Genomic DNA, 25,048 nt, shown 5'->3' with positions numbered 1-25,048 from the left:
TGGCCCGAGCGCGCTGCTCCCTTGGCGGCTTTTCGTTTTGGACTCAGATCGCATCCGACCCTACCGGCCCCTCTCGTCACCGGCCAATTGGGTCGGCCTCAATCAGCGCCACCCAATCCTCAACCTCAATTCGCAAAAAATGACCTTGTTTAGCGACACTTTCCTCGGACGTATCAGCTTTGTCTATCTCACGCTCACGCTCATGGGCCCAGCACTGGCGCAGGTCCGCCCGCCGGCCAAGGATGTAACGGGAACTCCCGATACAATGCCCGGGGCCACATTGGTCATGGCCAGCGAGCAGGAGACCCTGGATAGCCATGATACAAACAGTGCCGGTGAAATCGGCTCCAACCCACTCAACGACTTGGTTCGCATCTTTGCAGGGCTGGAAGTTGCCAAAACATCTCCCCACGCCGACCTGATGAACTCCGTCGCCTGGGCAGACTATCACCAGCGTATTCAACAAACCTGGCAGCGCTATAAGGCACAGCAGCATGATAGAGTCGAAGCCTTTCGTGACCAATGGTTGCCAGCTGAGGTCCACCAGGGTCGCGATTTGCTCTATCCCTTTGCCGGAGCCGATTTCCTTTACGCCGATCTCTTCTTTCCGCAAGCCACCAACACCTTTATGTTCGGCCTTGAACCCCTCGGGGACATCCCGGGGCGCGAGCGCCTGAACAGCGCTTATTACAACGGCGTGATTCGCTCCACCGAGGATCTCTTGCGGCTGACCTTTTTTCGCACCAAGGCCATGCGCGAGGACTTCCAGCACAATGGCACAGTCCCGCTCCTCGGTTATTTCATCGTCCACCGAGGGCATGTCATTCAAGACATCACTTATCTGCGCCTCGATGAAGCCGGCATTCCGCACCAAGCGCGGTTGAACGACGCCAGCGGAGCGCGCATCACCTTTCAAGACGGACGCAACGGACGCATGCGCTCCATCTGGTACTGGCGTGGAGATCTCAGCAACCAAGGCTTGGCCAGCGCCCCCGGACTTGCGGCCTATATCGCGGGATTGCCGCCATCAAACCTGTACATGAAAGCAGCCAGCTATCTCTGTCATCATCAGGGTTTTGAAGATGCCTGCACACTGTTCCGTGATCGCGCGGAGCTCAGCCTGCAAGAAGACTCGGGCATGCCGCTGCGTTTCTTCCCCGAGGAGGACTGGAATCAGACTTTCTTTGGCCAATATCGCGACCCAATCTCCATCTTCACCGACCGCCTTTACCGCCAGCAGGGTGCCTTAAAACAGGCATTCGCAACCTCTGATAGCGTCCACTATCTGCCTTTCCCGCTAGGCTACCATGCCTCGGCCCACGCCGATAACTTGATGCTGGCAATGCGCAAGCAATCAACACAGCAGCTAGTCCCAGGCCTGTCGCCGGAACTGCCACCTAACCCCACCCCCGCGGATCAACCCAATGCACCCATGGTTACCGCCCAAACGGACGCATCCGATAAAACGCCCACGACACCAGCATCGCGGTCAATGATCGCGGCAGTGACTTCAGAGCCCGCCACGCCCACGCCGCTCACTTACCCGGCTAACACATTATGGACCCGAGACTCCTCCGCACAAGCGAACTCCGAGAGCACCTTGGATGCAGCGCTCTCCAACTCCGAGCCCCTATCGCCACCCGCCAGTCTTCAACAACAACTCGATGCCGCCGGCCTAGTCTATAAGATCAACGACAGCGGCACCCTCTGGTTGATTTATTCCGTCGACAACAGCCGTACCCAGCTGACCTTTATTGCTCCGGAAACAAAAAATATCAACGGACAGGAGACACACGAGATCTGGTCCGTGGGTTTTTTATCTGAAGACGACACCCTCTCTGTCGACGCCACCACACAACTTCTCAAAGACAACGCCGCCACTGATGCGGGCGCGTGGGAACTTGGGCGCTTTCTTGGCAAAGCCGCTGGCATCTTCCGAACCAGAATCCCTGCCAGCGCGAATTGGCAGACGCTCTCAAAGGCCGTGGAAACTGTGGCGACCACGGCTGATCAACAAGAACGCGCGCTGATGGGTGCCGACGAACTCTAGCCTTGAGCGGAACCAAACAATGTTTTTCAAGCCATCGTTCCAAGGCCTCGCCCATCGGATCCGTCGGTTTGCTTGAGAGCAGGCAGCCCTTAACAATGGCGAAAACGACATTATCTCGCCTCAATTGTACACGAATAATGCATTAAGAGGAAACTATCGTGAATTTTTGTTATATTGCTTCCAGATGACGGGATACGAACCTTGCTTCGCCAAGTCCACAGATCCCGCATCAAAGGGACAGTTCTCCGACTGCCGCACCAGCACAGACCGTCGGCTCATGCTAAAGAAAATTCATATTGATCAACTCACAACCGGCATGTTTCTCCAGGAACTCTGCGGTTCCTGGATGGAGCACCCCTTTTGGCGATCAAGCTTTTTGCTGACGAACGAAAAAGACGTTCAGAGCTTGCGCGACAGTAGTATTCGGGAGGTCTGGATCGATACCAGCAAAGGCATTGATGTCCCGGATGGCGTGGCAGCCGTCAACGAATCCGAAAACAAAGCCAGGGTAGAGCAGAGTATTCGGCAGGCCGCATTCAGCTCCGGCGATCAAGAAAAAACGCCGATCAGCGAGGAATTGAGCCGGGCCGTGAAAATCTGCGCGCGAGCAAAGGAGGCTGTCACCGCTATGTTTTCCGACGCACGTATGGGCAAGGCCGTGGATTCCGCTCATGCACGCGTGCTGGTCGAGGAGATCTCTGAATCAGTCAACCGCAACAGCGCGGCATTACTGAGTCTGGCGCGCCTTAAAACCGCGGACGATTACACCTACATGCACTCGGTCGCAGTGTGCGCGCTTATGATGGCGCTTGGACGACAATTAAATTTGAACGAAAACCAAGTCCATCAGGCCGGCATGGCTGGCTTGCTGCACGATCTCGGCAAAGCCAAGATGCCACTGGAGGTTCTCAACAAACCGGGCAAACTGACCGACGCAGAATTCGCCATCATGAAGAGCCACCCGGTTGAAGGCCATCGCATGCTGCTGAAAGCGGCCGAATCAATCGGCGCGGTCACGCTCGATGTCTGCCTCCACCACCACGAGAAGATTGATGGCTCCGGCTACCCGCACAAGCTGACCGACAAGAAGATTAGCCTGTTTGCGAAAATGGGCGCTGTCTGCGATGTCTATGATGCCATCACCTCCAACCGGCCCTACAAAAGTGGCTGGGATCCGGCCGAGTCCATTCGCAAGATGGCAGAGTGGGCGGATGGGCATTTTGATCCGCGCGTGTTCCAAGCCTTTGTCAAAAGCCTCGGGATTTATCCTGTCGGCTCTCTGGTGCGGCTCGCCTCCGGAAAACTGGGCGTAGTCATGGAGCAGTCGCGGACATCCCTGCTCAAACCCAAGGTCAAGCTGTTCTATTCGACCAAATCCCGCGCCCGCATCGCCCCAAAAATCATCGATCTGTCCTTAGCGCATTGTAACGACAGCATCCAAGCCCGAGAGAACCCCGAAGAGTGGGACTTCCCTGATCTGATCGAACTCTGGTCTGGCATGTCCACGCCTTTCGGCTAAAAGGGCAAAAAACACCAGAGTAAGCAGATGTCACACCTCTGCTCCTTTCTTGGCTTACCAAATCGCCTTGATGTCATCCATCAGCTGATCAATCACCAACTGTTGATCCTGATCCAAATGTTCAAACATCACGCCACATTTTGGGCTTTTTTCTTTCGTCAAGCTCTTGATCTTGCACCGAACTGTCTGACAACCAGCGGTTGCGGTTGAGATATCGAGCAGAATCTCCTGTTCAACCTCCACCCCAAGCTCGGCGGCTTCTCCACCCTTGCTAAAGGCAATTCGGCAACCACCGGCGGAAAGATCCGTGATGACCACATCACGTCTTTGATCATTGCAGGTCATACCTGCATTCAAAAAACACGGGACCCGCTCATGCACACGAAGCTTAACTGATTTAACATCGTCAGGCCATTTCACGAAGACCACCGATGGGTTCTCCAGGGTGCCTAAGATTGGAGACTTGAACCCATAAACATTGCCTTCAACCGCGAACCTCATGATCACATCGGGCCAGTTGTCGCGGATATCCCTAAATGTTTCACTTGGCGCCACCCGCACCATGATCACCTCGCCATCGCTAACGCCAACGATTCGACCCATCACACGCTCAGAGTCGTTTGAGATCTGAATCGTCGAGCGAATGCCACAGGACACGGATAATTCCTGAGGGCTCTTTTGAGTGTCAGACACGCTTTCAAGCCTTGCGCGAGAACTTCTCCGATCCCCATCCGTCATGTCAACACCTACTATCATTTTTTCATTTTCCAGTCATCATAGCAGGGATTGTGCGTTGTGTTGAACCGCTCGGGACAGACTCCGATTCGTCCGCGCCTAATGTTCGATTATCGTCGTTTACATCCAGACTGCGCCTACTCCCAGGCCGCGGCTGGCCCGCCAATCGTTTGCATGACAAATCGCAATCACTAACACAGAAGGTCAGTTCCCTGTGCTCGACTATCCCAGCCTTGAAATCCTGCGCCAGCATCATCCCGCTTGGCGGCTGTTACGCGCGGATCATGCACCGCTGATCGCTAGTTTTTTGTATCTTGTGTTCGTGCAGCCGAATCAGCGCATCATCGTTCAGGCCGAGTTGGTCGAGGCACTGGAGGATCATCTGTTCGCGCTGCGCCAGCAGCAGGAGTCACCCGTCTTTCCCAAGCCTGCACTGGATTATTTGAATGAATGGGCGGCGCCGGAGAAAGGCTGGTTACGCAAGTTTTACCGTCAGGGCACGGACGAGCCTTATTTCGACCTGACCCCAGCGACCGAAAAGGCCATTGCCTGGCTGGGCAGTCTGAGTGAGCGTCATTTCATAGGCACTGAATCGCGCCTGCTGACACTCTTTGAGCTGCTGCGGCAAATGACCGAGGGCAGTGAGACCGACCCGGACGCGCGCACGGCCGAACTGAAACGCAAGCGAGATGCCATCGACGCCGAGATGGCACGGATTCGAGATGGCGATATTCCGCTGCTTGATGACACTGCGCTCAAGGATCGTTTTCTGCAATTCATGGCGCTGGCGCGTGAACTCTTGGGCGATTTTCGCCAAGTCGAGCACAATTTCCGCCAACTCGACCGCCGGGTGCGCGAGCGCATCACCCTCTGGGACGGTGCCAAGGGCGAACTGCTAACCGAGATCATGGGTCAACGCGATTCCATTACCGACTCCGACCAAGGGCGCAATTTTCGCGCCTTCTGGGATTTCCTGATGTCCAGCCGGCGCCAGCAGGAGCTGACCGAGCAGCTCGAGCATGTGCTGGCGCTGGCACCCGTCGCCGAACTCGATCCCGACCCACGCACCCGCCGCATCCACTACGACTGGCTGGATGCCGGCGAACACACGCAGCGCACAGTTGCCGACCTAAGCCGTCAACTCAGGCGCTTTCTCGATGATCAGGCCTGGCTCGAGAACCGCCGTATCATGGACATTCTGCGCGGTATCGAGAGCAAAGCCCTGGCCCTGCGCGATGCGCCACCCGGCGGCACCCTCATGACCATCGACGACACCGCCGCGAGCATTGAGCTGCCTCTAGAACGCCCGCTGCACCAGCCCAAGGCAAAGATCCCCATCACCGCTTTGATCCAAAACGCGAAAGAACCCGAAATCGACGCCTCCGCGCTCTACTCCCAAGTGGTGGTCGACCGCTCACGCCTGGCGCGTCAGATTCGCCAGGCCCTGCAACGACGGGATCAAATCAGCCTGCGCGAGTTGACCGAGCACTGGCCCCTGACTCAAGGACTGGCCGAACTGCTCACCTACCTGCAACTGGCCGAGGACAGCTTCGATTCAGCCGTGCACGAGAACAAGACAGACGAGCTATGTTGGACAACCACCAGGCCAGACGGTACGCGACTGACCCGCCAGGCGAAGCTACCACAGGTGGTTTTTCTGCGCTCGGCACCATCGCAGCGCAAAAGAGCGACAACATCCTGAAACCCAGCATCCGCATCAATCAGGCAGGGGTCAAAAACTCGCAACCATCTCCTAACACTTGGTTTTTCCCGTCAGTCCTTTAAAGCAAGCATCCAGCGGACTGCGCACAAGGTCTGCATCTGCGGGTTCCTCACCCATCAAATGAACGACCGCGATGGTTGGTGTTAGCTAAACATGAGACACTGGTGGCCCTGACACATAAGACGGTGCCCGAACCACAAACCATTCTTCGGGCCTGGATGCCGCTCAAGGAAGTGGTCGGCGTTAGTCACCTCGTTTCACTACGAGGGAGACTAGATGAGCACCAGGCCGAGCAGGCTAGGCGCCAAGCCAAGGAAGAGCGCCGGGCGCGGGAACTCTCCGAGCAGCGCGCCTAACACTACCTCGCCTTGCTGAAGCAAGCGGGCATCGAGCCTTTAAAGGCCGCCGGCGCTCCTTAGGACCCTTGCACCCGCGGATCCAGCGTGCGTGTGGCCGGCGGCGTGCGTGGCCGCAATGGTGCGCTGTTTCCGGGCGTGTGACCCATGGTCTCGAAACGGGCCAGGCGCCGGCCCTGGGCTTTGAGCAGATTGACCGGGCTGGTCTCTTAGGCCTTGCCACCGGGATGCATCACATGATGGGTCGCGCTGCCGAGGGAGCGGCCCTGGGGCCAGATCATCAACCTCGATCATCAGCGGTGAGTGTATGCCGATGATCGGGTGCAGGCAGGCTGGGGCTGCCAAGCGAATTAAAGAACTACAGGGACCAGCTATAATATCATTCCGAGGAATTGACTTTACCGAATGATCGCTTAAGGACAACCGTGTAACGTTTATGGCGCAGGGTGCCATTAAAAACGTGGTCTGTCCTTGAGCTCCCCCCACAACTTTTCCTTTTAAATAAAACTAATGACGAGCCGGGCATTGCTGAGGCCTTGCTTGATCAGGATCTCCTCGCCAAGCAATTGATGATGCGTGAGATTTCGTGGGGATACCTCAGGGTCTGTCCCGATTTTCAGTCAGATTTTCAACTCTATTTCAAAATTCAAAGAGGAAATTAAATGCAAACAATTGAAGCGTTATTCACAAAACTAGGTGAAGACGCAGAGTTAAGCCAAAGATGCAACGAGCTTGTTGAACAAAAAGACAAAGCTTCTTTACTGGCTCTTTTAAAAGACAATGGTGTCACAGTGGAAGACATAATAGCCGCCCATGAAAAAGTAAAACAGATGGCTGACAATGGTGAACTAAGTGATGAGGCGCTTGAACAGGTGGCAGGAGGAGGGATATTTGACCCATCATTTCCACTATTTCTCATAGATTTAGCTTCTCAATCTATGCAAGGGATTCTGGATGTAACCACTGAACTAGGCTCTAAAAGTGTAAGCGAACTGTCGAAGAGGTTGAGTTAGCGAGGATACAAATAATGTTATAAAGCAAACCCAGGTCAGACCACAAAATTAAAGGAAATCAAAGTAAATCAAAGGAAAAAATTAAAGAGGCCTGGTTCCTGAGGTAAATTAAAGGAGTCTGGTTCGTATTAATTCTGAGGATTTGAGTTAACCTAATTAATGCCTAACACGGTGCTCCAGCCGAAGCCGGTTTCGCTCTAGCTCAAACGGCACAGCTGAGCATGGCGTTAGACGGACAAAGAATTAGCATCGCTTTTCGTTGTTGCCATACGCGGGGGGTATCAACCATCTCCGTAATCCTCAGTCGGCCTGGTTCGCTTACTTCGAGCGCTGGAACGAGGACGATGTGATGAACAATCTAGCCCATTCCCCAGTCAGGTGGATCCCAAAATCCAACTAGGAATACTCCATAAGAATGATGACTTCTCCAGAAAACCATTCATTGATCCTGAACCTCTCGGACAGCACCTGCACCATTGACGGTCAGGGACATTTGATCGAGGTGCGCGTCTGCCCAAACCCAGTGTGCCGGTGCCAGGAAATCCGCGTTTCGCTTTCGCCACAGACGCCAGACAAGGCTTGCGCGACGGATCAATCAGCGCTGGATGGCCAAGAGATTCAATTCACCCTCGACCTCGCGCGCCGCTGCCTTGACACCCGTGGCTTGTCCAAGGCCAGCCGAGCAGGACAGGTCGGGGCCATCTTTGCCGACGCATTGAGTGAGGACCAGTGGCAAGAATTGGAAGCCGATCTACATGCGCGTAAGCGGAAAATAACGGATGAAACACCGAATGAGAAGATCCAGGCCGAATTCCCAGCGGACGAGATCGAGCAACGATCCATGATGGTGGGCTTTTTGAAGATTCTGCCCTATGGGGAGATCAAACAGCTGAAAATTGACGACCGGCTTTTCTATCTCAGCGATCATTACTGCGTCAAAGCCGATTGCTCTTGCACCGATGCCTTGGTGGATTGCATGGAAATTATCGGCACGCGGGATACAGAGGACTCCATTATCAACGGCCCAGCCGTCTTTCTGGACTATCGCAAGAAAACCGCGCGCATTGAAAACGCCGCCGACGCTGACCAGCACCTGTTGGACGAAATCATCGCGGCACTCAAAGCCAAGAGTTTCACGAACTTTTTCAGCGCGCGCCATGCACGACTCAAAGCACTCTATCGCGATTATCTGCGGCGCAATTTCTCTCGCACCGGCCGCAATGATGCGCACCAGTCGGTAGGACGCAACGATCCATGCCCCTGCGGGAGCGGCAAGAAGTACAAGAAATGTTGCCTCGATAAACCGGCCGCATCCGAGCGATCCGCGCTGCGCTCCAACCAAAACCCCAATGCACAACAAAGATCTGAGAATTCGCCTGCCGAACTGCGCCGGCTCGACCCGGCCAGGCGCGGGCTGCTCGGGCATAGCCTGTGGCAAGGTGTCTGCGTGACCCGACAGCCGACTGGGGCAAGGGTTGGTAGAGCTTCCAGATAGAGCCGATTGATGCCTTTCGATGTCCAAACCCATGTGCTGATCCAACAACTCAGCTATAGTTGGGCATATCTCAATCCCTGGCCCGGGATGAGCGACAGGCAGCGCGCCGCCTCGTCAGTCGGACGGCGACCTGAGCGTGGATCACCCACTTGGACTCAGCCAGGGTCATTAAAGGACTTCTCTGCGCGAGCTGTAATCTTGCTAGCCGTTATCCAAGTCGGAGTGATCGATGTCACCCAATCCATCGCGCCCGGGCCTGCTGGGTCTGGTCCTGCATCAAGCCGAGGTTCGGCGTTGCCTGGATGACGCCTGGGACCTGCGTCTCGACGAGCGCATCCTGACTGCCCGCCAGGCAGCGTCCTGCCTGTTGCGCCCCGAGGTTGGCGACCTGGTGCTGCTCAGCGTCGCCGAGTCCGGTGATCACTACATTTTGGCGGTGCTGGAGCGAGCCGCCAGCGAGGAAGTCGCGCATTTCAATCTGCCCCAGGATAGCGTGCTCCACAGCTCCGGCCGGCTGACCCTGGCCCCTGAGCAAGAGTTGCTGTGCGTCACGACACGGATCGGCCTCCAGGCCGCTGGGGCCGACGCCAACATCGGCCTGGTTGAATTGACCACGCGCGCTTTGCGCACCCAGGCCGAACGCATCGTCACCCTGGCGCGCCAGATGGATGCCACCATCGGCGAACTGGTGCAACGCCTAACCCGATCCCAACGCTTTGTTCACCAAGACGAGGAGTGTCAATGCGCCAACCTGCGCCTGCTGGTGGAGAAGACCGCCGTGCTGCAAAGCCGGGAAACCTTCATCCAGGCCCAGGAGCAAGTCAAGGTGGATGGAGAGACCGTGCAATTGGGCTAAGTCCCAAGCGCAACCACGATAACCAAGGGAGCGACCTCCAGGAGTCATCGCCATGTTCGCGCTATCCATGGGTTCCGGCATGGACCTCGGCTTTCCCGACGTGTGCCTGACCCCGACCCCGCTAGGACCACTCCCCATTCCTTATCCGGACATCGCTTTTTCCGCGGCCTCCGCGCCGGCGGCCTACAACGTGCTGACCAGCTGCACACCCAGTCTCAACCAGCTGTCCATGGGACTGGTCAGCGTGGGTGATCAACCCGGCGTCATGCTGGGGCTGGTCTCGCACATCGAGGCCGGACAGACCGACTACGAGCTGGGCAGCCTCACCATTTTCGCCGACGGCACCCCCATGCAGCGTCTAACCTCCATCACTGGCCAGAACGCCATGGGCATGCTGCCAAACGCCCCAGGTGTCTGCATCGTGCCCAGCCAGATCACTGTCCTGAACCTTGGGTAGCGCGCTCGGGATCCTGGCGCTTGGATCCCACCCAGACCACCCAGGCATTCGCACCTACAATCCAAAGATCCTCCGGAGACCAGCATGCCGCGGCTTTCTGAATACGCTTTCCATTTCCAGAGTCAGGCAGTTGCTCAAGACACCTTCACGGTGGTCAGCTTCCAGGGCGAGGAAGGGCTGTCCGAACTCTACCGCTTCGAGGTGCTCTTGGTCTCGGAGCAGGCCGACCTGAACCTGGAGGCCATTCTGCAAGCCCCGGCCACCTTGACCATCAAGGGAAACACAGGCAATGGCGACAAGGGCGACCTGCCCTTTCACGGCATTTTGGCATCCTTTGAGCAATTGCATCAGGCCGACTCCTGGGTGTTTTACCGTGCCGTGCTCAGACCCAAGCTTTGGTGGCTAACCCTGACGCACCACAATCAGGTGTTCCTGGACCAAAAGATCGATGACTTTCTGGGTGATGTGCTCCAGGACGGCGGACTCTCGCCCGGGCTGGATTTTGATTTCCAACTCAAGGGCTCCTATCCGAGCTGGGATTATCTCTGTCAATACAACGAGTCACATTTCGCCTTCGTCTCGCGTTGGATGGAACGCGATGGCCTCTATTATTGGTTCGAGCAAAGCGACCAGGGCGAGAAGATGATCGCCTCGGATACCCTGATCGCCCACGGCCCCCTGCCTGGGCACGACAGCTTCCTGTACGGACCGCCCACCGGACTGGACGCGCCCCTGGCCGACCAGGTCATCAAGACCTTCACGCTCAAACGCTCACCCATGCCGCGCAACTTGCTGCTCAAGGACTACAACTACGAGAAGCCGAGCCTGGATTTGACCAGCCGAGCCCAGGTCGCGAACAAGGGCCGGGGAGAAATCTACATTTACGGCGAGCACTTTCTGGATATCGCCGAGGGCAATCGGCTCGCACAGGTGCGCGCGGAGGAATTCAAGTGCCGCGAGCAACTCTTTCAGGGGTTGTCCACGGTCCCGGCTCTGCGCCCTGGCTATGTCTTCACTCTCGAGCGTCACTATCGCACGGATTTCAATCAGCGTTATCTGACCATTGGCGTGCGCCACGAGGGCAGCCAGGAGAGCTACCTGCTCTCGGGTCTAGGGATTTCCGGCCTGGCGGAGACGGACAATCTCTTCTACCGCAATCACTTCGAGTGCATCCCAGCATCGGTGCAGTTCCGCCCGCGGCGCGTCACCGAACGGGCGCGCATCCATGGCAACATCTCGGCCAAGATCGACGCCAGTGGCTCGGGCAAGTACGCCGAACTCGACCAGCAGGGGCGCTACAAGGTCAAACTTCCCTATGATCTGTCCGGGCGCGGCGATGGCAAGGCCTCCGCCTACATCCGCATGATGCAACCCTACGCCGGGCAGGACATGGGCATGCATGCCCCGCTGCATAAGGGCACCGAGGTATTGCTCGCCTTCCTTGAGGGCGACCCCGACCGGCCCGTGATCGCCGGCGCCATTCCCAATCCCGAAACCGCGAGCCCGGTCACCAGTGCCAACCAGACCATGGTTCGGCTGAAATCCGGCGGCGGCAATGTGATTCACATGGAGGACGAGGAAGGCAGCCAGCGCATCCTGATGCACTCGCCCACGGCCGGCTCCTTCATTCGCGTCGGCTACAAGAACGACCCGGACGATCCGCCAGATAATTCAGAAGACCCAGAAGACCCGGAAGAGCCAGTAGAGCCAGAGGAGCCGGAAGAAGAGAACAACAAGAAGGAGGTCGATGATCCCCAGGGCGACTGCATGCACGACAACACCCAGGGCATCAAGATCAAATCCGAGAAAACCCTCACCTTCGAGTCTGGCGACTCCTGCACCATTGTTCATGGGGATGAATTCACCCGCATAAACGGTGACGAGCGATACATTATCGACGGCTCCACCGAGGAAATGGTGGGTGGATTTGACACCACCATGGTTGGCGGCAATGTGTTCGAGGGGATCGCGGGGGCCAAGGAGGATGTGACACTTGGCTTTGTTGTCGGTCTATCCCTGGCCGGTGCCTTCGAGCTGGAATCCATCGTCAAGGGCGAATGTGGTCTCGGCTGGAAATGGACCTTCCATGAGATGAAGGAAAAATTCCACATTGAAGAGGACAAGGTCGGCGCGCTGAAAAATGAACTACAGGGGGAGATCAGCGCCCTGATTGGTGATCACAACAAACTTGTGGCCAACATGACAATGTTGTGCGTCTCCACGGAACAACTGGCGGCCGAGGTCTCGACTCTCGCGGTCAATTCCGAGGCACTGTGCGCCGCGGTGAACGAGATCAACGGCGATAAGAATGAGGTCGCAGGCTCCATCCTCGAGGCCGTCGGTGAATCAACAAGCGCCATCGGCAGTCGCACCTCCGTCCTTGGTGAAGCCATCCAGATAGCCGGCGACAAGACTCAGATTCTTGGGATCGAAGAGAAGATCTGAGATGAAAATTTTCAAGGAACGGCGGCACGCGCTGTTTAATCGCCCCATCCAAATCGCGGGGGTGGATTATCTTTCCATCGGCTTGATGCTCTACTTCGACTTGACGGCGCCCGAGGATCTCCACAACGAGCAAGATCTGTGGAAAGACTTGGTCGCCTTGATGGGCGCCGATTTAGTGCTGGACCAGGGTTGGCCTAAACCCCACGGGGAGATCCTTCTCGCGGGCGCGGCGGTGGCTCCCGGCGGCCATCCCACACCCGCCACCCAGGTACGGCTGCGCTGCGGCCCGATCGACAAGACCCTGCGCGTCTTTGGCGACAGATTCTGGCTGACGGCCGCGCTTGGCCGACACCGGATGACGGAGCCAAACCCCTTCACACGCATGCCCATCGACTGGAAGCACGCCTTTGGCGGTCCGGACTTCGCCGACAATCCACTCGGCAAGGGCGTCGCGGCCAACAAACCGTCCGATGATGGCACGCCCATCGCTCTGCCCAATGTCGAAGGGGAACCCTTGGTCGCCACGCCGGATGATCGGCCCAGGCCGGCCTCCTTTGGCTCAGTCGACATGATGTGGCCGGCACGCGCGAAGAAACACGGCACCTACGACGACGCCTGGCTGCAACAGCGCTGGCCGGCCTTCCCCGATGACATGAATTATGCCTTCTTCTGCATGGCTCCCGAGGACCAGCAGCTTCCTGGTCATTTCGACGGCCGGGAGGTCATCGAGATCGAGGGCATGCACAAGGAAAGGCCCGTGATCCGGTCGCGTCTTCCCCATCGCCGCGTCCGCGCCTTTGTGACCCGTCGCGACATCGCACACCCCAAGGACCTAAGCAAGGCGGTCTTTGAAGAGGTTGGGCTGAAACCCGAGACGCTGTGGCTGTTCCCTGACATTCTGCGCGGCGTGATCCTTTGGCGCGGCCTCACACGCGCAAGCGATGATCAATACTCGGACCTTGCCCGGCTCCTGGTCAAGGACGAGGACAGCGCCACCGAGCCCACACCGGTGACGGCTTACCGGGACGAGCAACTGCGAAAAGCCGATCTCGGCGTTCCTTTCGACCCCAACTTGCAGACGCTGTACGCCGACAAAATGGGCGAAGCGGCCAAGAAAACACTGAACCTTCCCAAGAAGATCAAAGCCCAACTGGCGGCACACCAAGGGCAGGTTCCAGTGCCGCGCTACCAGGCGGCGGATCTGGAGCGACTCATGGGCGCGCAGCTGGTCCAGACCCGCGCCGCCATCGAGACCATCGAGGCGACGGCCAAAGACCTGCATGCCCGCTTTGGACACATCGCGCCAATCAACTTTGGCGCCATCGCCAAAGCCCGCGCCCAGGCCGACAAGATGCAGGTCAAGCTCGCCGACCTGGTGGCGCGCGGCAAAGCCATTGAACAGCGCAAGGCCGAGATGCTGGACAAGGCCAAAGGGATCATGAAACGCCCGGAACTCGAGCCACTCCTCGCCAAGGCTGGCATTTCGGACCCAAACACCTTGCTCGCGAGACCCCCCGAGCCACCCTTCCACGCGCGCGCTTTCCCCCTCCTCACCAGCTGGCGGCTGGATCTTCTCCTTGACGCGTCACGGCTGCGCGCGCTGACCGATCTGGGCCTGCGACGCGAGACGATCAAAAACCGCTGGCTAGCATGGAACCCCCAACCACGCCAAGAGCAGAGCCGAGACTGGGGGATCGAACCCAAACCCGGCGCGGAGACCCTAAGCATCCCGGCCGGATTGGTCATGCCGCGTTTCGACGGGGCAAAACTCGTGGGTCTGCTGGTGCGCGACGGCGAGATGACAGACCCTGGCGTCGATGTGTCGATACCCGGCTCGCTGAATACACCGTTGTTTCTGGAAGCCGCCAGCGAACAAGGAGTTCTTGTTCTGGTCGCCGACGAATTGTCCGCCGCTTACGCCGAACAGGAAGCTGGGGATTTCGCGCATGTCACGGTGTGCCGCACACCCGCCGGTCCCTTGGCCAAAGCGGCCAAGGAGGCCTTGCAGGCCGGCGCTCTGGCTGTGGTCGTGCTCCCGGAAGCTGGCGCCTGGGCTGGCAAGGAGCCCCAATTCTTGGCGACTTTTCGCGGATGCCGTTTCGCGCGCCTGCCCGATGTCAGGGACGTCTTTTCCGCGCACATCAAAGGGCTGGATCTGCGCCAAGCGATTGTTGAGCAGCTCCCTCCCGAGGGGGCGGGCAAGCACGCGCTGATTTTCGACAGCCCGGGACAAAAACCGCGCGAAAACGCGAAAAAACTCACCGACATTCTCTCCGCGGTGTCCATGGCGGCCTTGATCAAGGATGGTGTGAATCAAGGCATCGCCGCCAAACGGGCCAGCATGGACGAACGCATTGCCCCCTTCATGAAACAAGCCGAGGAGGCCAAGGCCCGCATGGCCGCCGCCGGCTTCACAGGTGCCGCCCCCGACGCAAAGGGGCCGCGCCCCATGACGGAAGAGTTGAATGAACGCGCGGATCAGGTCAAGGCCGTTCGCGATAAGATGAAGGCCAAGGGCGCTCTCCCTCCCGACAAGGAAGCCGAGTTCGACAAGGCCATCGCCCGCATGCGCGACCTGGGACCCCAACTCGATGCGCAAAAGTCGCAGGGCATGGCCCAGCTCAAGGCGTTCCAACCTCCAGCTGAAGCCAAGGCCGCTTTTGCCAAGGCAGGAATCGACCCGGCCAAGCTCCGGCCGCAAGCACCGGCATTCGTGATCGGCGCGGCCAAGGGGCAAGGCGACGTGCGCGGCGCCACCATCCAGGGCGAGGACTTTTCCGGCATGGACCTCGCGGGCATTGATCTCTCGAACGCGCGCGTCAGCCACTGCCTGTTCAAGGGAACCAATCTCTCTGGCGCCCGCTTTGATCGGACCATGGTGCAGCAATGTGATTTCACCGGTGCTGATTTATCCAAGAGCGAACTATTAAGTCCTGTGTTCAAGACCTGCGTTCTCGATCACGCTGTCTTGACCGAAGCACGGGGCAACATGCCTGTGATCCAAGACTCCAGCCTCAAGCAGGCCGATTTCTCGCATACCGATTTCTCCCAACTGGTGGTGCAGAAATCCGTCCTGGATGGCCTCATCCTGACAGACGCTCGGGTGTTGTTAAGCATTTTCGCCGAAGGTCAGGCAGAAGGACTCAAGGCCGATGGGGCTCGGTTCGAGAAAACCGTGTTCAAAAAACTGAGCCTGGACAAGGCCTCCTTTCTCGGCCTGACCACGGATGCCTTGCTGTTGCACGGCTGCACGGGAGCGCAGGTCAGTTTCGCTGGCTCCGAGCTATTTAAGTTCCGCATCTCCCATGACTCGGCCTTTCCTGGGCTGGTGTTGCGCGGCGTGACCTGGAAACATGGCTACTGTCGCACCTCGAACCTGGCCGGAGCGGATTTTCAGGGCGCCAACCTGGAACGCACCATTTTTGAGAGCTGCGATCTCAGCTCCGCCAATCTCGCCAAGGCGCGGCTGTTCCGCTGCCGCTTCCCCAAGTCCAACCTGGAGGGCGCGACCCTGCGCCATGCCAACCTGATGCTGTCATCCCTGCGCCAAACGCGCCTGGTTAAAACCGATCTGCGCGACGCCAACTGCTACGCGGTGGACTTCTTCAAGGCCGTGTTTGGCGAGACGCGCATGCAGGGCGCCAATCTGAAACGCAGCTTCATCGCCGGTCGCGAGGACGTCATGCGCCGCGAGGGCATGATCGCATGAGTGATACACCCATTCGGCTGTCGCGAGAGGAGGTTCTCGCCGCGCTCGCGGCCAACCGCACTATCGAGAACGCCGATCTCTCCGGGCTTGATCTCTCGGAGATGAAGCTGCACCTCGGGCGCTTCCACGGTTGTAACCTCGACCGGACCAACTTCTCCGCCCTGACGCTGGAAAAAATCGGCTTTCGCGATTGCAGCTTTCGCGCGGCGCGCTTCGAGGGCTGCGCCTTCACCGACCTGCTGCTGCGGCGCATGGACTTCTCCGGCGCCTCCTTCACCGGCTCGCGCTTTCTGCGCTGCCATCTATCAGGCTCCAACTTCTCCGCCGCTCGCTTCGACGGCGCGACCATCCACTGGTCGTTTCTGGACAAAACCAGCCTCGCCGGAGCCCGCTTCACCGGCGCGAGCTTTTTCAAAAGCGTGCTCCTGGATGCCGACTGCGGCGAGGCGGATTTTTCCAACGCGCATCTCGAGCGTGTCACCTTTCGCAAAGCCAAAATGGACGGCTGCAAGCTGCGCGGCGCGGGCTTCGATCACGTCAACCTCTCGGCCGCCCAACTCGCCGGGCATGATTTCTCGGGTCAGACGCTGCGCTCGGTCAATTTCTCCGGGGCCAATTTGGCCGGCTGCAACTTCGCCGCCGCCGATGTCTCCACCTGTGTGTTTCAAGGCGCCATCCTGACCGGCGCCCGGCTCGAGCACATCATTGCGCGACAATGCATGTTCGCCGGGGCCAAGCTGGACACCGTGCAAGCCAGCCAGGGCGACTTCGGCATGGCCTTTTTTGGCGAGGCGGACCTCGCGCGCGGGGATTTCCGTCAGGCCAAGTTGCGCGGCGCACGTTTTCTCAAAGCCAAAATCCGTGACGCCCTTTTTTTGGACAGCGATTGTTACAACTGCGACTTCAGCCATGCCGACCTGTCCGGGTCGGACTTCAGCCAGGCAAATCTTTTTCTTGCCTGCACCCATGGGATCATCGACGAGAAAACGCGCTTCGATGGCGCGAATCTGCTGCATTTGCGTGGCCCCGATCCGGACATGGCCGAGGCGGAGCGCTTTCAGCCACCCCAATAGCCCCAATCCAGCAGCCAAGGATCAAAATCATGCATTCAGCGACAACAACAGCCCAGGACAGGGCATCGGGCGCCCCAGACAAGGCCGGCGCGGACATGCGCATGGTCCGCTGCCGCCTGCTCGCCGCCGGCGAGGATTTGGCGGTGGCTGACACGCCGCTCGGCATCCTGTCCTGCCGCCCCGCCGCCAGTTGCCTGCTGCGCCCCGAGCCCGGCGACTGGGCCCTGGTGGCGCTCCCCGAGGGCTCCAAGGCCGACGCCTGGGTGCTCGCGGTGCTGGAGCGTGGCGACAGCGATGCTCCCGCCATGCTCGATCTGCCCTCCGGCGCCCATCTCCAAGCGCCACATGGCGCGCTGAGCCTGGAGGCCAGCCAAGGCATCAGCCTGGCCACGCCGGCGGAGTTCTCCGCCTCGGCGGTGCGCATGTCCTTCGCGGCGGACAAGGTCTCCTGGCTGGCACGCAGCTTCTCCTTTCTCGGGCAGGCGCTGGAGTTCGTCACCCGCCGTTTCACCGAGACCGCCGAGGAACGCGACACCCAGGCCAAGACCTGGACCCAGCGCCTGGGCGACTCCTTCCGCCACGTGGAAGAACTCGACGAGACCCAGGCGGGCATGGTGCGCACCCTGGCGCGCGACACCGCCCTGCTGCACGGGCGCGTGACCTATATTCAGGCCGAGGAGTTCGTGAAGGCCGATGGCCAGGAAGTGCATCTGGGCTGAGCAAGATCGGGTCGCGCGGGGATAGACAACCGAGGAGCAAAGACAACAATGTTTCAATTGAACATGGGCTGCGGCATGGATCTGGGTTTTCCCGACGTCTGTCTGACGCCGGTGGTGGTCCCCGTGCCCATTCCGTATCCCGACATGGCGTTTTCCGTCACCTCGGCGCCCGCCGCCTACAACGTGCTGATTGATTGCATGCCGGCACTCAATCAGCTCTCGGAGGGGCTGGTCAGCGTCGGCGACGAGCCTGGTGTGTTGCTCGGGGTCGTCTCCCACATGGAATCAGGCGAGGCGGAATATCTGCTCGGCTGCTTTACCATCTTCGTCGATGGCCCGCCGGCGCAGCGCTTGACGTCGGTCACGGGTCAGAACGCGATGGGCCTGCTGCCCAACGCGCCCGGCATCTGCCTGGTGCCCAGCCAGTTCACGGTGCTGACCCTCGGCTGACAGCCCCGCCGCCATCCCCGTCGGTCGCGCCACTGGTAGCACCACTGGTAGCACCACTGGTAGCACCACTGGCGGCAGGAGCAATGGACGCACCGCTCGAGATATTCCCCGGTTTGAATTCAGAACCACACAGGGCCGCCGTCGCCGGAATGCTGAGCGTCGGGTAGCGCACCACCTGCATGATGGGCCCGGCGTTGTTGATCGCGTAGTTGACCTGGATGTCGGTGACATTCAAGCCTTGCAGAATGCTCTGTTGCGCGGGGAACTGCTCGGGTGTGAAACGGACATTGCCATCCTTGAATTCACGCAGGAAGCGCAGAAAACCCTCGGATCCATCCCAAGTATGCACCAGGGTGGTCTCCGGGAAATAAATTGTCAGGGAAACATCACCGCAATCCTGCGGCCCCCAGGAAAAGCTCAGGAAATTGGGGAAATTGAAATTATCCAGCACCTGGGTCTTACCACCGCAATTTAACAGCAGTCGGGTCTGGAATGGCTCGGATTTCGCGTCCCGATTGACGTTTGTGGGCAGAGTATTGATGGTGACCTGGTAGGACGAGCGCGGTTGTTCACGCCGCACCTGCCCCTGACCGAGAAAGGCCAGGAATTCATCCGTCAAGGGAAATTTCACTCCCTGCCAGACGTCCGCCTGCCAGCCCGCGCTGGTTTGGGTCAGGAAGGGCTTGGCCGGTCCGCTGGTAAAGGCCTTGACCGCGCCTGACTGGCCGAACAGAGACTCCCACAGCTGGTAATCGGGCAAGCCGGCAACCTCGCCCACCACCTGAACGCTCCACAGTTGGTTCAGGGCGCAGGCGGCGTCGCCGGTGATCTGGTAGACCAAAAAGTACAGCGGCCCCTCAAGGAGTTCGGAAAAAACCCGTTCGTCTTGGTTATTGGTAATGATCTGTTGAATGATTTGATTCGCCGTCGCCGCGGCGGCCTCGGGAGGCGAAGTGTTCTTGCCATCGGGCAGGGCGCCAAAATTCGCCGATGCCAAGCGGAAGGCCGCGTCCAAGGAGTTGGTCGCCGGCAGTATTTGCGAGAGTTCATCGAGGTAGCTCCCTAGCTCCTTGGCCGTGGCGGCCGTATCGAAGCTGCCGGGCAGGCGCGAACCGACCTTGGCCGCGGTTCCGCTGATGAGCTCCCCGAGGTTAGCGCCCTTTTGCTGGCCCTGGTACGCCACCACCGCCTCATTGAAGCTGGCCAGTTGCGTCAACACTGGCAAGGCCACGCCACTGCCCTCGATGGCCTTGAGTTCCTGGCGCATGCGATCCATCAGACGAAAGTAGGGATTATTCAGCGTCGGCATGGATGCGGCGGCATTGAGCCAATCACGCTGCGTCAGCAACAAAGCAAAACCACCCGAGAAGTCACGCGCGAAATTGCTCCAGGCCGCCGCATACTCGGCGGCATACCAACGCCAAAAGGCATCAATGCGCGTCCGCAGGCCCTCGTCCACCGGAACGACCCGCTTGAGTTGCCCGAGAAACTGTTCAATGCGCGCCTTGCCCTTGGCGGTATAGGCGGCCAGCACCCGAATGCTTGGATCGGGTTCGCCCAAACCCTGCCAGAAGCGATCCAGGGTGACATCGTCAAGTGCCATTCTGGACTGGACCCAACCGACCAACCAACGCAGATCCGGGGCCTCGGTGTTGATCAGGCGCGCGGCCAAGACCTTCATCTCCGCCTCTTCGCCCTCGAGAATGGTCTGATTGGTCTCCCAGCGCACATAGGAGCGATACATATCGGGGAACAAACCCACCACGAAGGATAGACGCCCACCAAAGGCGGCAGCAAGCACTTCCACCGGGTCGCTCGCCTGTTCACTGCTCGCTTTCCGCCGACTTCCGCGCTCCTGAATGACCTGCACGCGCCAGATCAGATACTCTATATAAGGCGCCAGGGATTCGCGCTTCTGCCCGATCTCGTAGCTCCAGAAGCGTTCCGCCATGACCTTGTCGGTAGGGGCCAGGACATACTCGCGGAAGGATTCGACATAGCGCTCTTTCAACTCGGCAATGGCCAGGTCGCCCTGCGGAAACAGAAACTTCGGCCAGGCGCCTGCATCCAGTACGCGTTCGGAAGTCAGAATGTCGCTGCGCAGCGTGGCGAGATTGGCCAGGTCGGTACTCAGATCGGTCCCAAGATTCTTCTGCATGGTGACTGTCTTGAGCAGGGGATTCAGTGCATCCCGGACATGCAGATAGGACAGGGTGGCAATACCGCCAGCGCCCAGCACGAATAGCCCCCAGGTGGCCATCGCCAGGCCCATGGTGGTGGTGCGCCAGCGTCGATACTCGCGCAACCGTCGAAAGGCGCGCCGATCACGCGGTAGCAGGGTTGCAAACAAATCGCGCAGGAACAACCCCAGTTTGGTATCACCTAGTCGCCAGGAAGCATCATCGATACTCTTGGGTCCAGCAAGCACCAGGGAGCGTATCGACCCGCTTTGGCAGGCACTCGAAAGGAAAAGCCCGCGCAGAAAGGGCGTTTCCAGGTAGGGCGTCTCATGAAAGGCCGCGGTGACGAAGGTCTTGAGCCGGGACGCCAGGCGCTGTAGTTCATCCGGCAGCAAGGCGGCTGGCACGCTCTCCAGTCGTCCGTCGCTTGCCCCCCTGAGCCGCATCTCTTTCAGGCGCTCGACAATGCCCTCGACCGCCGTCATGGCGAAGTGCTCTGGACTTTCCCGCGGCGATGGGTTCAGAACGCCCAGGGGTTGGTTCAGACGCTCCGGCGGCAACACCTCGCCCAGCCCGACCAAACCGAGGATGAGATCGGCCTTGGTCACCAGCAGATAGACCGGAAAGCGGGTGCCCAGGACACGCATGAGCTGATCGGTGCGCCGCCTGATCGCACGGCCGTAGTCGGCTAGTGCGTCCTGGTCGTTGGCCAGCAGCTTGTCCGCCGGCAGGGCGACGATCAGACCATTAAGGGGCTCCTTGCGCCGATACTTGGCCAGCAGCGTCAAGAAGCCTTCCCACTCCAAGCGGTCTTCCTCGTCGCTGGAGACGACGTAACGCCCGGCGGTGTCGATCACCACCGAATTCTCAAAAAACCACCAATCGCAATTGCGCGTCCCGCCGATGCCTTTGGCGGGACCGGCATCGGTCAGTATGGTCGGCAAACCAGTGCCAGCGATGGCGCTGCTCTTGCCCGAGCCGCTCTCGCCCAGGATCATGAACCAGGGCAGGCTGTAAAGTGGGTTGCCACGCTTGCGCAATTGGGGCGAGGCGCGCAAGGTCGCGACCGCCGCGGTCCAGCGCTCCTGGAGTTGAAGAAAGCGCTGCCGTTCCTTGGCCGGCAGGGCATCGATCACCGCTTTGTCTTGATCCACCACCCGCTTGACGAAGGCTTTCTCGCGCCGGCGGAAGAGATAGCGCCGCAAGAACAGGACCAGCGTCATGAGTGCGAGCGTGATGGCCATGGCGACCAGCGCGCTCCATTCCGGCCAACCCTCGTGACGCGCCAGCAGCAGAGTGCCGAAGCCGATGGCGGCGATCACCACCAGCGCCAGCAGCACCTTTGCAATCGCGATAATCAGTTTGGCCATGCCTGCCTTCCCGGAAGTCGCAAAAGAGGAAACACGAACATGCGCTTATGAAAGCGCGCCAACAAAGAGGGTCATATTGGCGAACAGCCCCGCGTAGAGCAGCACCCCAGCCACAGCAGTGAGCAAGAAAAACAAAAAGACCGCGCGCGCGTTGAACCAGCCACCAGGTTTGCGAACATGGCCCGAGGCCTGCTGAAGCTCGGGGAACAGAATATCAGGCGCCTCGCCTTCTGGCTTGCCGAGCCGAAAGAGCAGCTCGCGCACATGGGCGCGAATCACCGATTGGTCGTCACCACGAAAATAACGTCCCTTGAACCCGAGTGCCAGACAGGTCAGATACAGCTCAAGCGTGTCCCGGAGCGCCGGATTCTCGCCCTCGCTGGCGGCGGCGAGGATCTGGGGATCGCGCGTATCGACCAGTTCATCGAGACCATCGAATTCCTGGCCGGGCAGGCGCGCGCGCAACTCGGTGAGGCGCTGGTAGAACTCGTCACCGGCGTTGGTGGTGTTGAAATGCACCTGCTGCAGGGTTTGACGCAACCATTGCCCCCGGCCCGACCAGGACGACGCCAGCAACACCTCGTCGATGAAGGCGCAGGCAGCAAACAGAGCGTCCTGGATGTCGCTCGGATCCCGCTGGCGGGCGGCATCAAGCGCCTGACGCAAGAGTGTCTCGACATCCTCGCGCAACCCATCATGGGGGGTGGCGGCAAGTTCCGGATCTTTCGCCACCACCGCGGCCAAGGCCAGAGCGGGCATGAAGTCGTCGGTCAGAGACACACCTGTTACCTCGACAAAATCGCCAGTTGGGCGTCAAGATCAGCCGGGGCATCCGACCAATGCAGCGCCAGGGTATTGGATTTGATGACCTCCTCCCATTGGGTGTCATCCAGGGTCAGTTGGAAATAGCAGGTACCGCCCCGCCGCGGAAGACCCGCTGGAGGCCCATCGGAGGGGATGAGCGCTATCCCGGGCAAGGCCCTCACCAGCAGCGAACTCATGGTCGTGCCAGGTGCGACCTTCAACGACTGAAAGACCTGCTGGCGCAGCACCTCGGGCGTGACCGCGTCGGAATGCAGCACCAACCAGAATCCACCATAATCCGCCGGAGTCCCGGCCGCGAGTTCCGCCGGCAACCTGAGGGTCCAATAAGATTCCGCGAAGATAAAGCGCAGCACATAACGCGGCGCGGCGGTGATATTCTCGAGCAGGGAAACAATGACCGCATGCACACTGGCGAAGCAATGCCCGATGTCCTCATGGGCATAGGATGGAATCACACGTTTATCCTGCCAATGGCTGCCAGTGGCATCCGTGTCCACCGAGAACACCGACAGCTCGGCCGCCAATTCCCGCAGCAGCCCGAAGGCCTCCCAGGGCGACTGACAGGGGGATTCAAGCATTTGCTCCAGACGCGCGGCATTGCGCGACAAGGAGCGCAAGGCCATCAACAGCAGCGTGAAGTCAGCGGAAATGAACTCCCGGCTGGAGAGATTCTTGTACCCCTCCAGCTGCGCCGATTTCCCTAGGATGCGATCAAGCAGATCACGTACCAGGGCACCGAGCACGCTCGACACCGACAGGCACAAACAGGGGGGAACATAACCGCTGTCGAGCTTGATGTCGCCATCCTCCTGGACCAAGCGCGCCACTGGCATGAGTTCCAGGTTACCGGCATGCTCGAGTTCGTGCTCGAACACAAAATTCAATACATAGGAGAGAGAGCGCACCTGCGCGGGCGGCCCATCCCCATAGAGGTCCGCCACATCCTCGGGCTCCACTGGGGCGGCAAGCCGGGTTGGCGCATTGGCCATCTCAGTGATGCTCGGAGCCAGGGTCAGGTTGGGCTCACCCGCGCTCGGGCAACGAAGGCCGAGATAGACCAGGCAGGACCCTTCCGCTGGAACCGTTTCTGGCGCGATGATACGGGGCGCGCAGACCGCGTTGCCCGGGCAGCTGAGAAGCACGGCCGAGTTGGGCAGCAACAGGCTGGTCTCAAGCAGATCAAGCCGACGCGCCGCAAGGGCCGAGGGATCCAGGCCGCCAGCCGCCAGCCCCCAGAAATAGGGTCTTAGCCGCGCAAGCAGTGGCACCAGCATCTCCGGGAGCTGCTGATTTAACAATTGGAAATGCTGGGGCTGTAGAAACAACCCCTGATGCCAGTAAATTGGCCCACGCAACATTAGTCGAGCCCCAGGTTTTGGATGGAATCCGGACCAAGCATCACCGTCAGTGTCAGGGTTCCGGGGTTATAGACATGTCGCATCGACCAAAGGTGTTTGCGCCTGCGGGTCACGGGAAAATCCGCCTGCACGGTCGCGGCCCCGGGCTGAAGCTGTTGGAAACCGGCCACCAATCCGACGTGGCTCGCACCCTCGGCGCGATCGAACACTTGGGTGGTCTTTTGCCCTGGGGTGATGAACAGCCGATCGGTTTTTACCGCGGTGGGATCGAAACGCTCGCATTGCAGCAGCTTGACCAGTCCGCCGATATTGCCGCTCAATTCCTGAAAAGCCGTCGGCGCGGACAACTGATAAATGCACAGCAAGGTGGTATGCGAAAAGCCGGAATAAGGATTCAGGTTCTTATCGGCGGTGATGTCGAGCGTGAGCCCCTTGGGGTGATAGGTCCATTTGATCTGATCCGGTGATTTGGCATCTTGCGGCACCTCCCAGGGCTTTTTCTGCGGCGGCTTGCTCGCGCAGGACGAAAGACCACCAAGGAGCAAGCTCGCCAGGGCTATCACCAGTAATGGAAACCCTTTGCTGACCCCCTTGAAGGTTGCACTGCCATAAGCCGCCCGAGCTGCGCAAGAACGAATGACCGAAGAAAGGCATTGCCCGGTTTTCATAAACTCTCTTGCCTTTAAACAACAGCGGTAGTATTAATAATCATAAA

The 25,048-nt window shown here is 59.2% G+C and carries 19 protein-coding genes; 13 read left to right on the top strand and 6 right to left on the bottom strand.

Going from position 1 to position 25,048, the window contains the following annotated elements:
• Positions 1 to 145 precede the first annotated feature (145 nt).
• Positions 146 to 2,050, top strand: coding sequence for a hypothetical protein (locus Thiowin_RS07845; protein WP_328987186.1), 1,905 nt, complete (start codon positions 146 to 148; stop codon positions 2,048 to 2,050).
• A 277-nt stretch (positions 2,051 to 2,327) separates the two neighbouring features.
• Complete coding sequence (locus Thiowin_RS07840; protein WP_328987185.1) at positions 2,328 to 3,569, top strand: HD-GYP domain-containing protein; 1,242 nt, start codon at positions 2,328 to 2,330, stop codon at positions 3,567 to 3,569.
• 54 nt (positions 3,570 to 3,623) lie between these two features.
• Here the strand turns inward: Thiowin_RS07840 and Thiowin_RS07835 are convergent, their stop codons facing one another.
• Positions 3,624 to 4,262: a PilZ domain-containing protein gene (locus tag Thiowin_RS07835; protein ID WP_328987184.1), complete on the bottom strand. Its 639-nt coding sequence runs from the start codon at positions 4,260 to 4,262 to the stop codon at positions 3,624 to 3,626.
• Positions 4,263 to 4,518: 256 nt separating this feature from the next.
• Here Thiowin_RS07835 and Thiowin_RS07830 point away from each other — a divergent pair, with 256 nt between their 5' ends.
• The 3 genes from Thiowin_RS07830 (at position 4,519) to Thiowin_RS07820 (ending at position 7,396) form a co-directional block, all read left to right on the top strand.
• On the top strand, positions 4,519 to 6,006 hold the full coding sequence (locus Thiowin_RS07830) for a DUF3375 domain-containing protein (protein WP_328987183.1): 1,488 nt from the start codon (positions 4,519 to 4,521) through the stop codon (positions 6,004 to 6,006).
• Positions 6,007 to 6,191: 185 nt separating this feature from the next.
• Positions 6,192 to 6,383 (top strand): hypothetical protein, encoded by a 192-nt coding sequence (locus Thiowin_RS07825; protein ID WP_328987182.1) that lies wholly within the window; start codon positions 6,192 to 6,194, stop codon positions 6,381 to 6,383.
• Positions 6,384 to 7,045: 662 nt separating this feature from the next.
• On the top strand, positions 7,046 to 7,396 hold the full coding sequence (locus tag Thiowin_RS07820) for a hypothetical protein (protein WP_328987181.1): 351 nt from the start codon (positions 7,046 to 7,048) through the stop codon (positions 7,394 to 7,396).
• A gap of 595 nt (positions 7,397 to 7,991) precedes the next feature.
• On the opposite strand, the gene Thiowin_RS07815 is transcribed toward Thiowin_RS07820, so the two are convergent.
• Complete coding sequence (locus Thiowin_RS07815; protein ID WP_328988205.1) at positions 7,992 to 8,132, bottom strand: hypothetical protein; 141 nt, start codon at positions 8,130 to 8,132, stop codon at positions 7,992 to 7,994.
• Positions 8,133 to 8,237: 105 nt separating this feature from the next.
• Between Thiowin_RS07815 and Thiowin_RS07810 the strand changes: the two genes are divergently transcribed.
• The 8 genes from Thiowin_RS07810 to Thiowin_RS07775 all read left to right on the top strand — a co-directional run bounded on the left by Thiowin_RS07810 (position 8,238) and on the right by Thiowin_RS07775 (position 18,600).
• Complete coding sequence (locus Thiowin_RS07810) at positions 8,238 to 8,891, top strand: SEC-C metal-binding domain-containing protein (protein ID WP_328988031.1); 654 nt, start codon at positions 8,238 to 8,240, stop codon at positions 8,889 to 8,891.
• A gap of 229 nt (positions 8,892 to 9,120) precedes the next feature.
• Positions 9,121 to 9,747, top strand: a complete 627-nt coding sequence (locus Thiowin_RS07805; protein WP_328987180.1) for a DUF3540 domain-containing protein — start codon at positions 9,121 to 9,123, stop codon at positions 9,745 to 9,747.
• Between the two features lie 52 nt (positions 9,748 to 9,799).
• Positions 9,800 to 10,204, top strand: a complete 405-nt coding sequence (locus Thiowin_RS07800; RefSeq protein ID WP_328987179.1) for a DUF4150 domain-containing protein — start codon at positions 9,800 to 9,802, stop codon at positions 10,202 to 10,204.
• Positions 10,205 to 10,288: 84 nt separating this feature from the next.
• Positions 10,289 to 12,649 (top strand): type VI secretion system Vgr family protein, encoded by a 2,361-nt coding sequence (locus Thiowin_RS07795; protein WP_328987178.1) that lies wholly within the window; start codon positions 10,289 to 10,291, stop codon positions 12,647 to 12,649.
• 1 nt (position 12,650) lies between these two features.
• Complete coding sequence (locus tag Thiowin_RS07790) at positions 12,651 to 16,358, top strand: DUF2169 family type VI secretion system accessory protein (protein WP_328987177.1); 3,708 nt, start codon at positions 12,651 to 12,653, stop codon at positions 16,356 to 16,358.
• Entirely contained in the window at positions 16,355 to 17,431 is a 1,077-nt protein-coding gene (locus Thiowin_RS07785) for a pentapeptide repeat-containing protein (protein WP_328987176.1), read from the top strand. The genes Thiowin_RS07790 and Thiowin_RS07785 overlap by 4 nt, the downstream gene beginning before the upstream one ends.
• Before the next feature lie 29 nt (positions 17,432 to 17,460).
• The gene (locus Thiowin_RS07780) at positions 17,461 to 18,150 is read left to right on the top strand and encodes a DUF3540 domain-containing protein (RefSeq protein WP_328987175.1); all 690 of its coding nucleotides are present in this window, start codon (positions 17,461 to 17,463) and stop codon (positions 18,148 to 18,150) included.
• Positions 18,151 to 18,198: 48 nt separating this feature from the next.
• Positions 18,199 to 18,600 (top strand): DUF4150 domain-containing protein, encoded by a 402-nt coding sequence (locus Thiowin_RS07775; RefSeq protein ID WP_328987174.1) that lies wholly within the window; start codon positions 18,199 to 18,201, stop codon positions 18,598 to 18,600.
• Here the strand turns inward: Thiowin_RS07775 and Thiowin_RS07770 are convergent.
• From Thiowin_RS07770 to tssJ, 4 genes are read right to left on the bottom strand one after another with little or no spacing between them, the layout of a single operon-like run.
• Positions 18,578 to 22,150 carry a type VI secretion protein IcmF/TssM N-terminal domain-containing protein gene (locus Thiowin_RS07770; RefSeq protein ID WP_328987173.1) on the bottom strand — a complete coding sequence of 1,191 codons (3,573 nt, stop codon included), beginning with the start codon at positions 22,148 to 22,150 and terminating at the stop codon, positions 18,578 to 18,580. The genes Thiowin_RS07775 and Thiowin_RS07770 overlap by 23 nt on opposite strands.
• A gap of 45 nt (positions 22,151 to 22,195) precedes the next feature.
• Entirely contained in the window at positions 22,196 to 22,930 is a 735-nt protein-coding gene (locus Thiowin_RS07765; RefSeq protein WP_328987172.1) for a DotU family type IV/VI secretion system protein, read from the bottom strand.
• A gap of 5 nt (positions 22,931 to 22,935) precedes the next feature.
• Positions 22,936 to 24,333, bottom strand: coding sequence for a type VI secretion system baseplate subunit TssK (gene tssK, locus Thiowin_RS07760; protein ID WP_328987171.1), 1,398 nt, complete (start codon positions 24,331 to 24,333; stop codon positions 22,936 to 22,938).
• Positions 24,333 to 25,001 carry a type VI secretion system lipoprotein TssJ gene (tssJ, locus tag Thiowin_RS07755; protein ID WP_328987170.1) on the bottom strand — a complete coding sequence of 223 codons (669 nt, stop codon included), beginning with the start codon at positions 24,999 to 25,001 and terminating at the stop codon, positions 24,333 to 24,335. The genes tssK and tssJ overlap by 1 nt, the downstream gene beginning before the upstream one ends.
• Between the last annotated feature and the right edge of the window lie 47 nt (positions 25,002 to 25,048).

This window comes from Thiorhodovibrio winogradskyi, assembly GCF_036208045.1.
Lineage (GTDB): Bacteria > Pseudomonadota > Gammaproteobacteria > Chromatiales > Chromatiaceae > Thiorhodovibrio > Thiorhodovibrio winogradskyi.
This window is presented reverse-complemented; position numbering and strand designations above follow the sequence as displayed.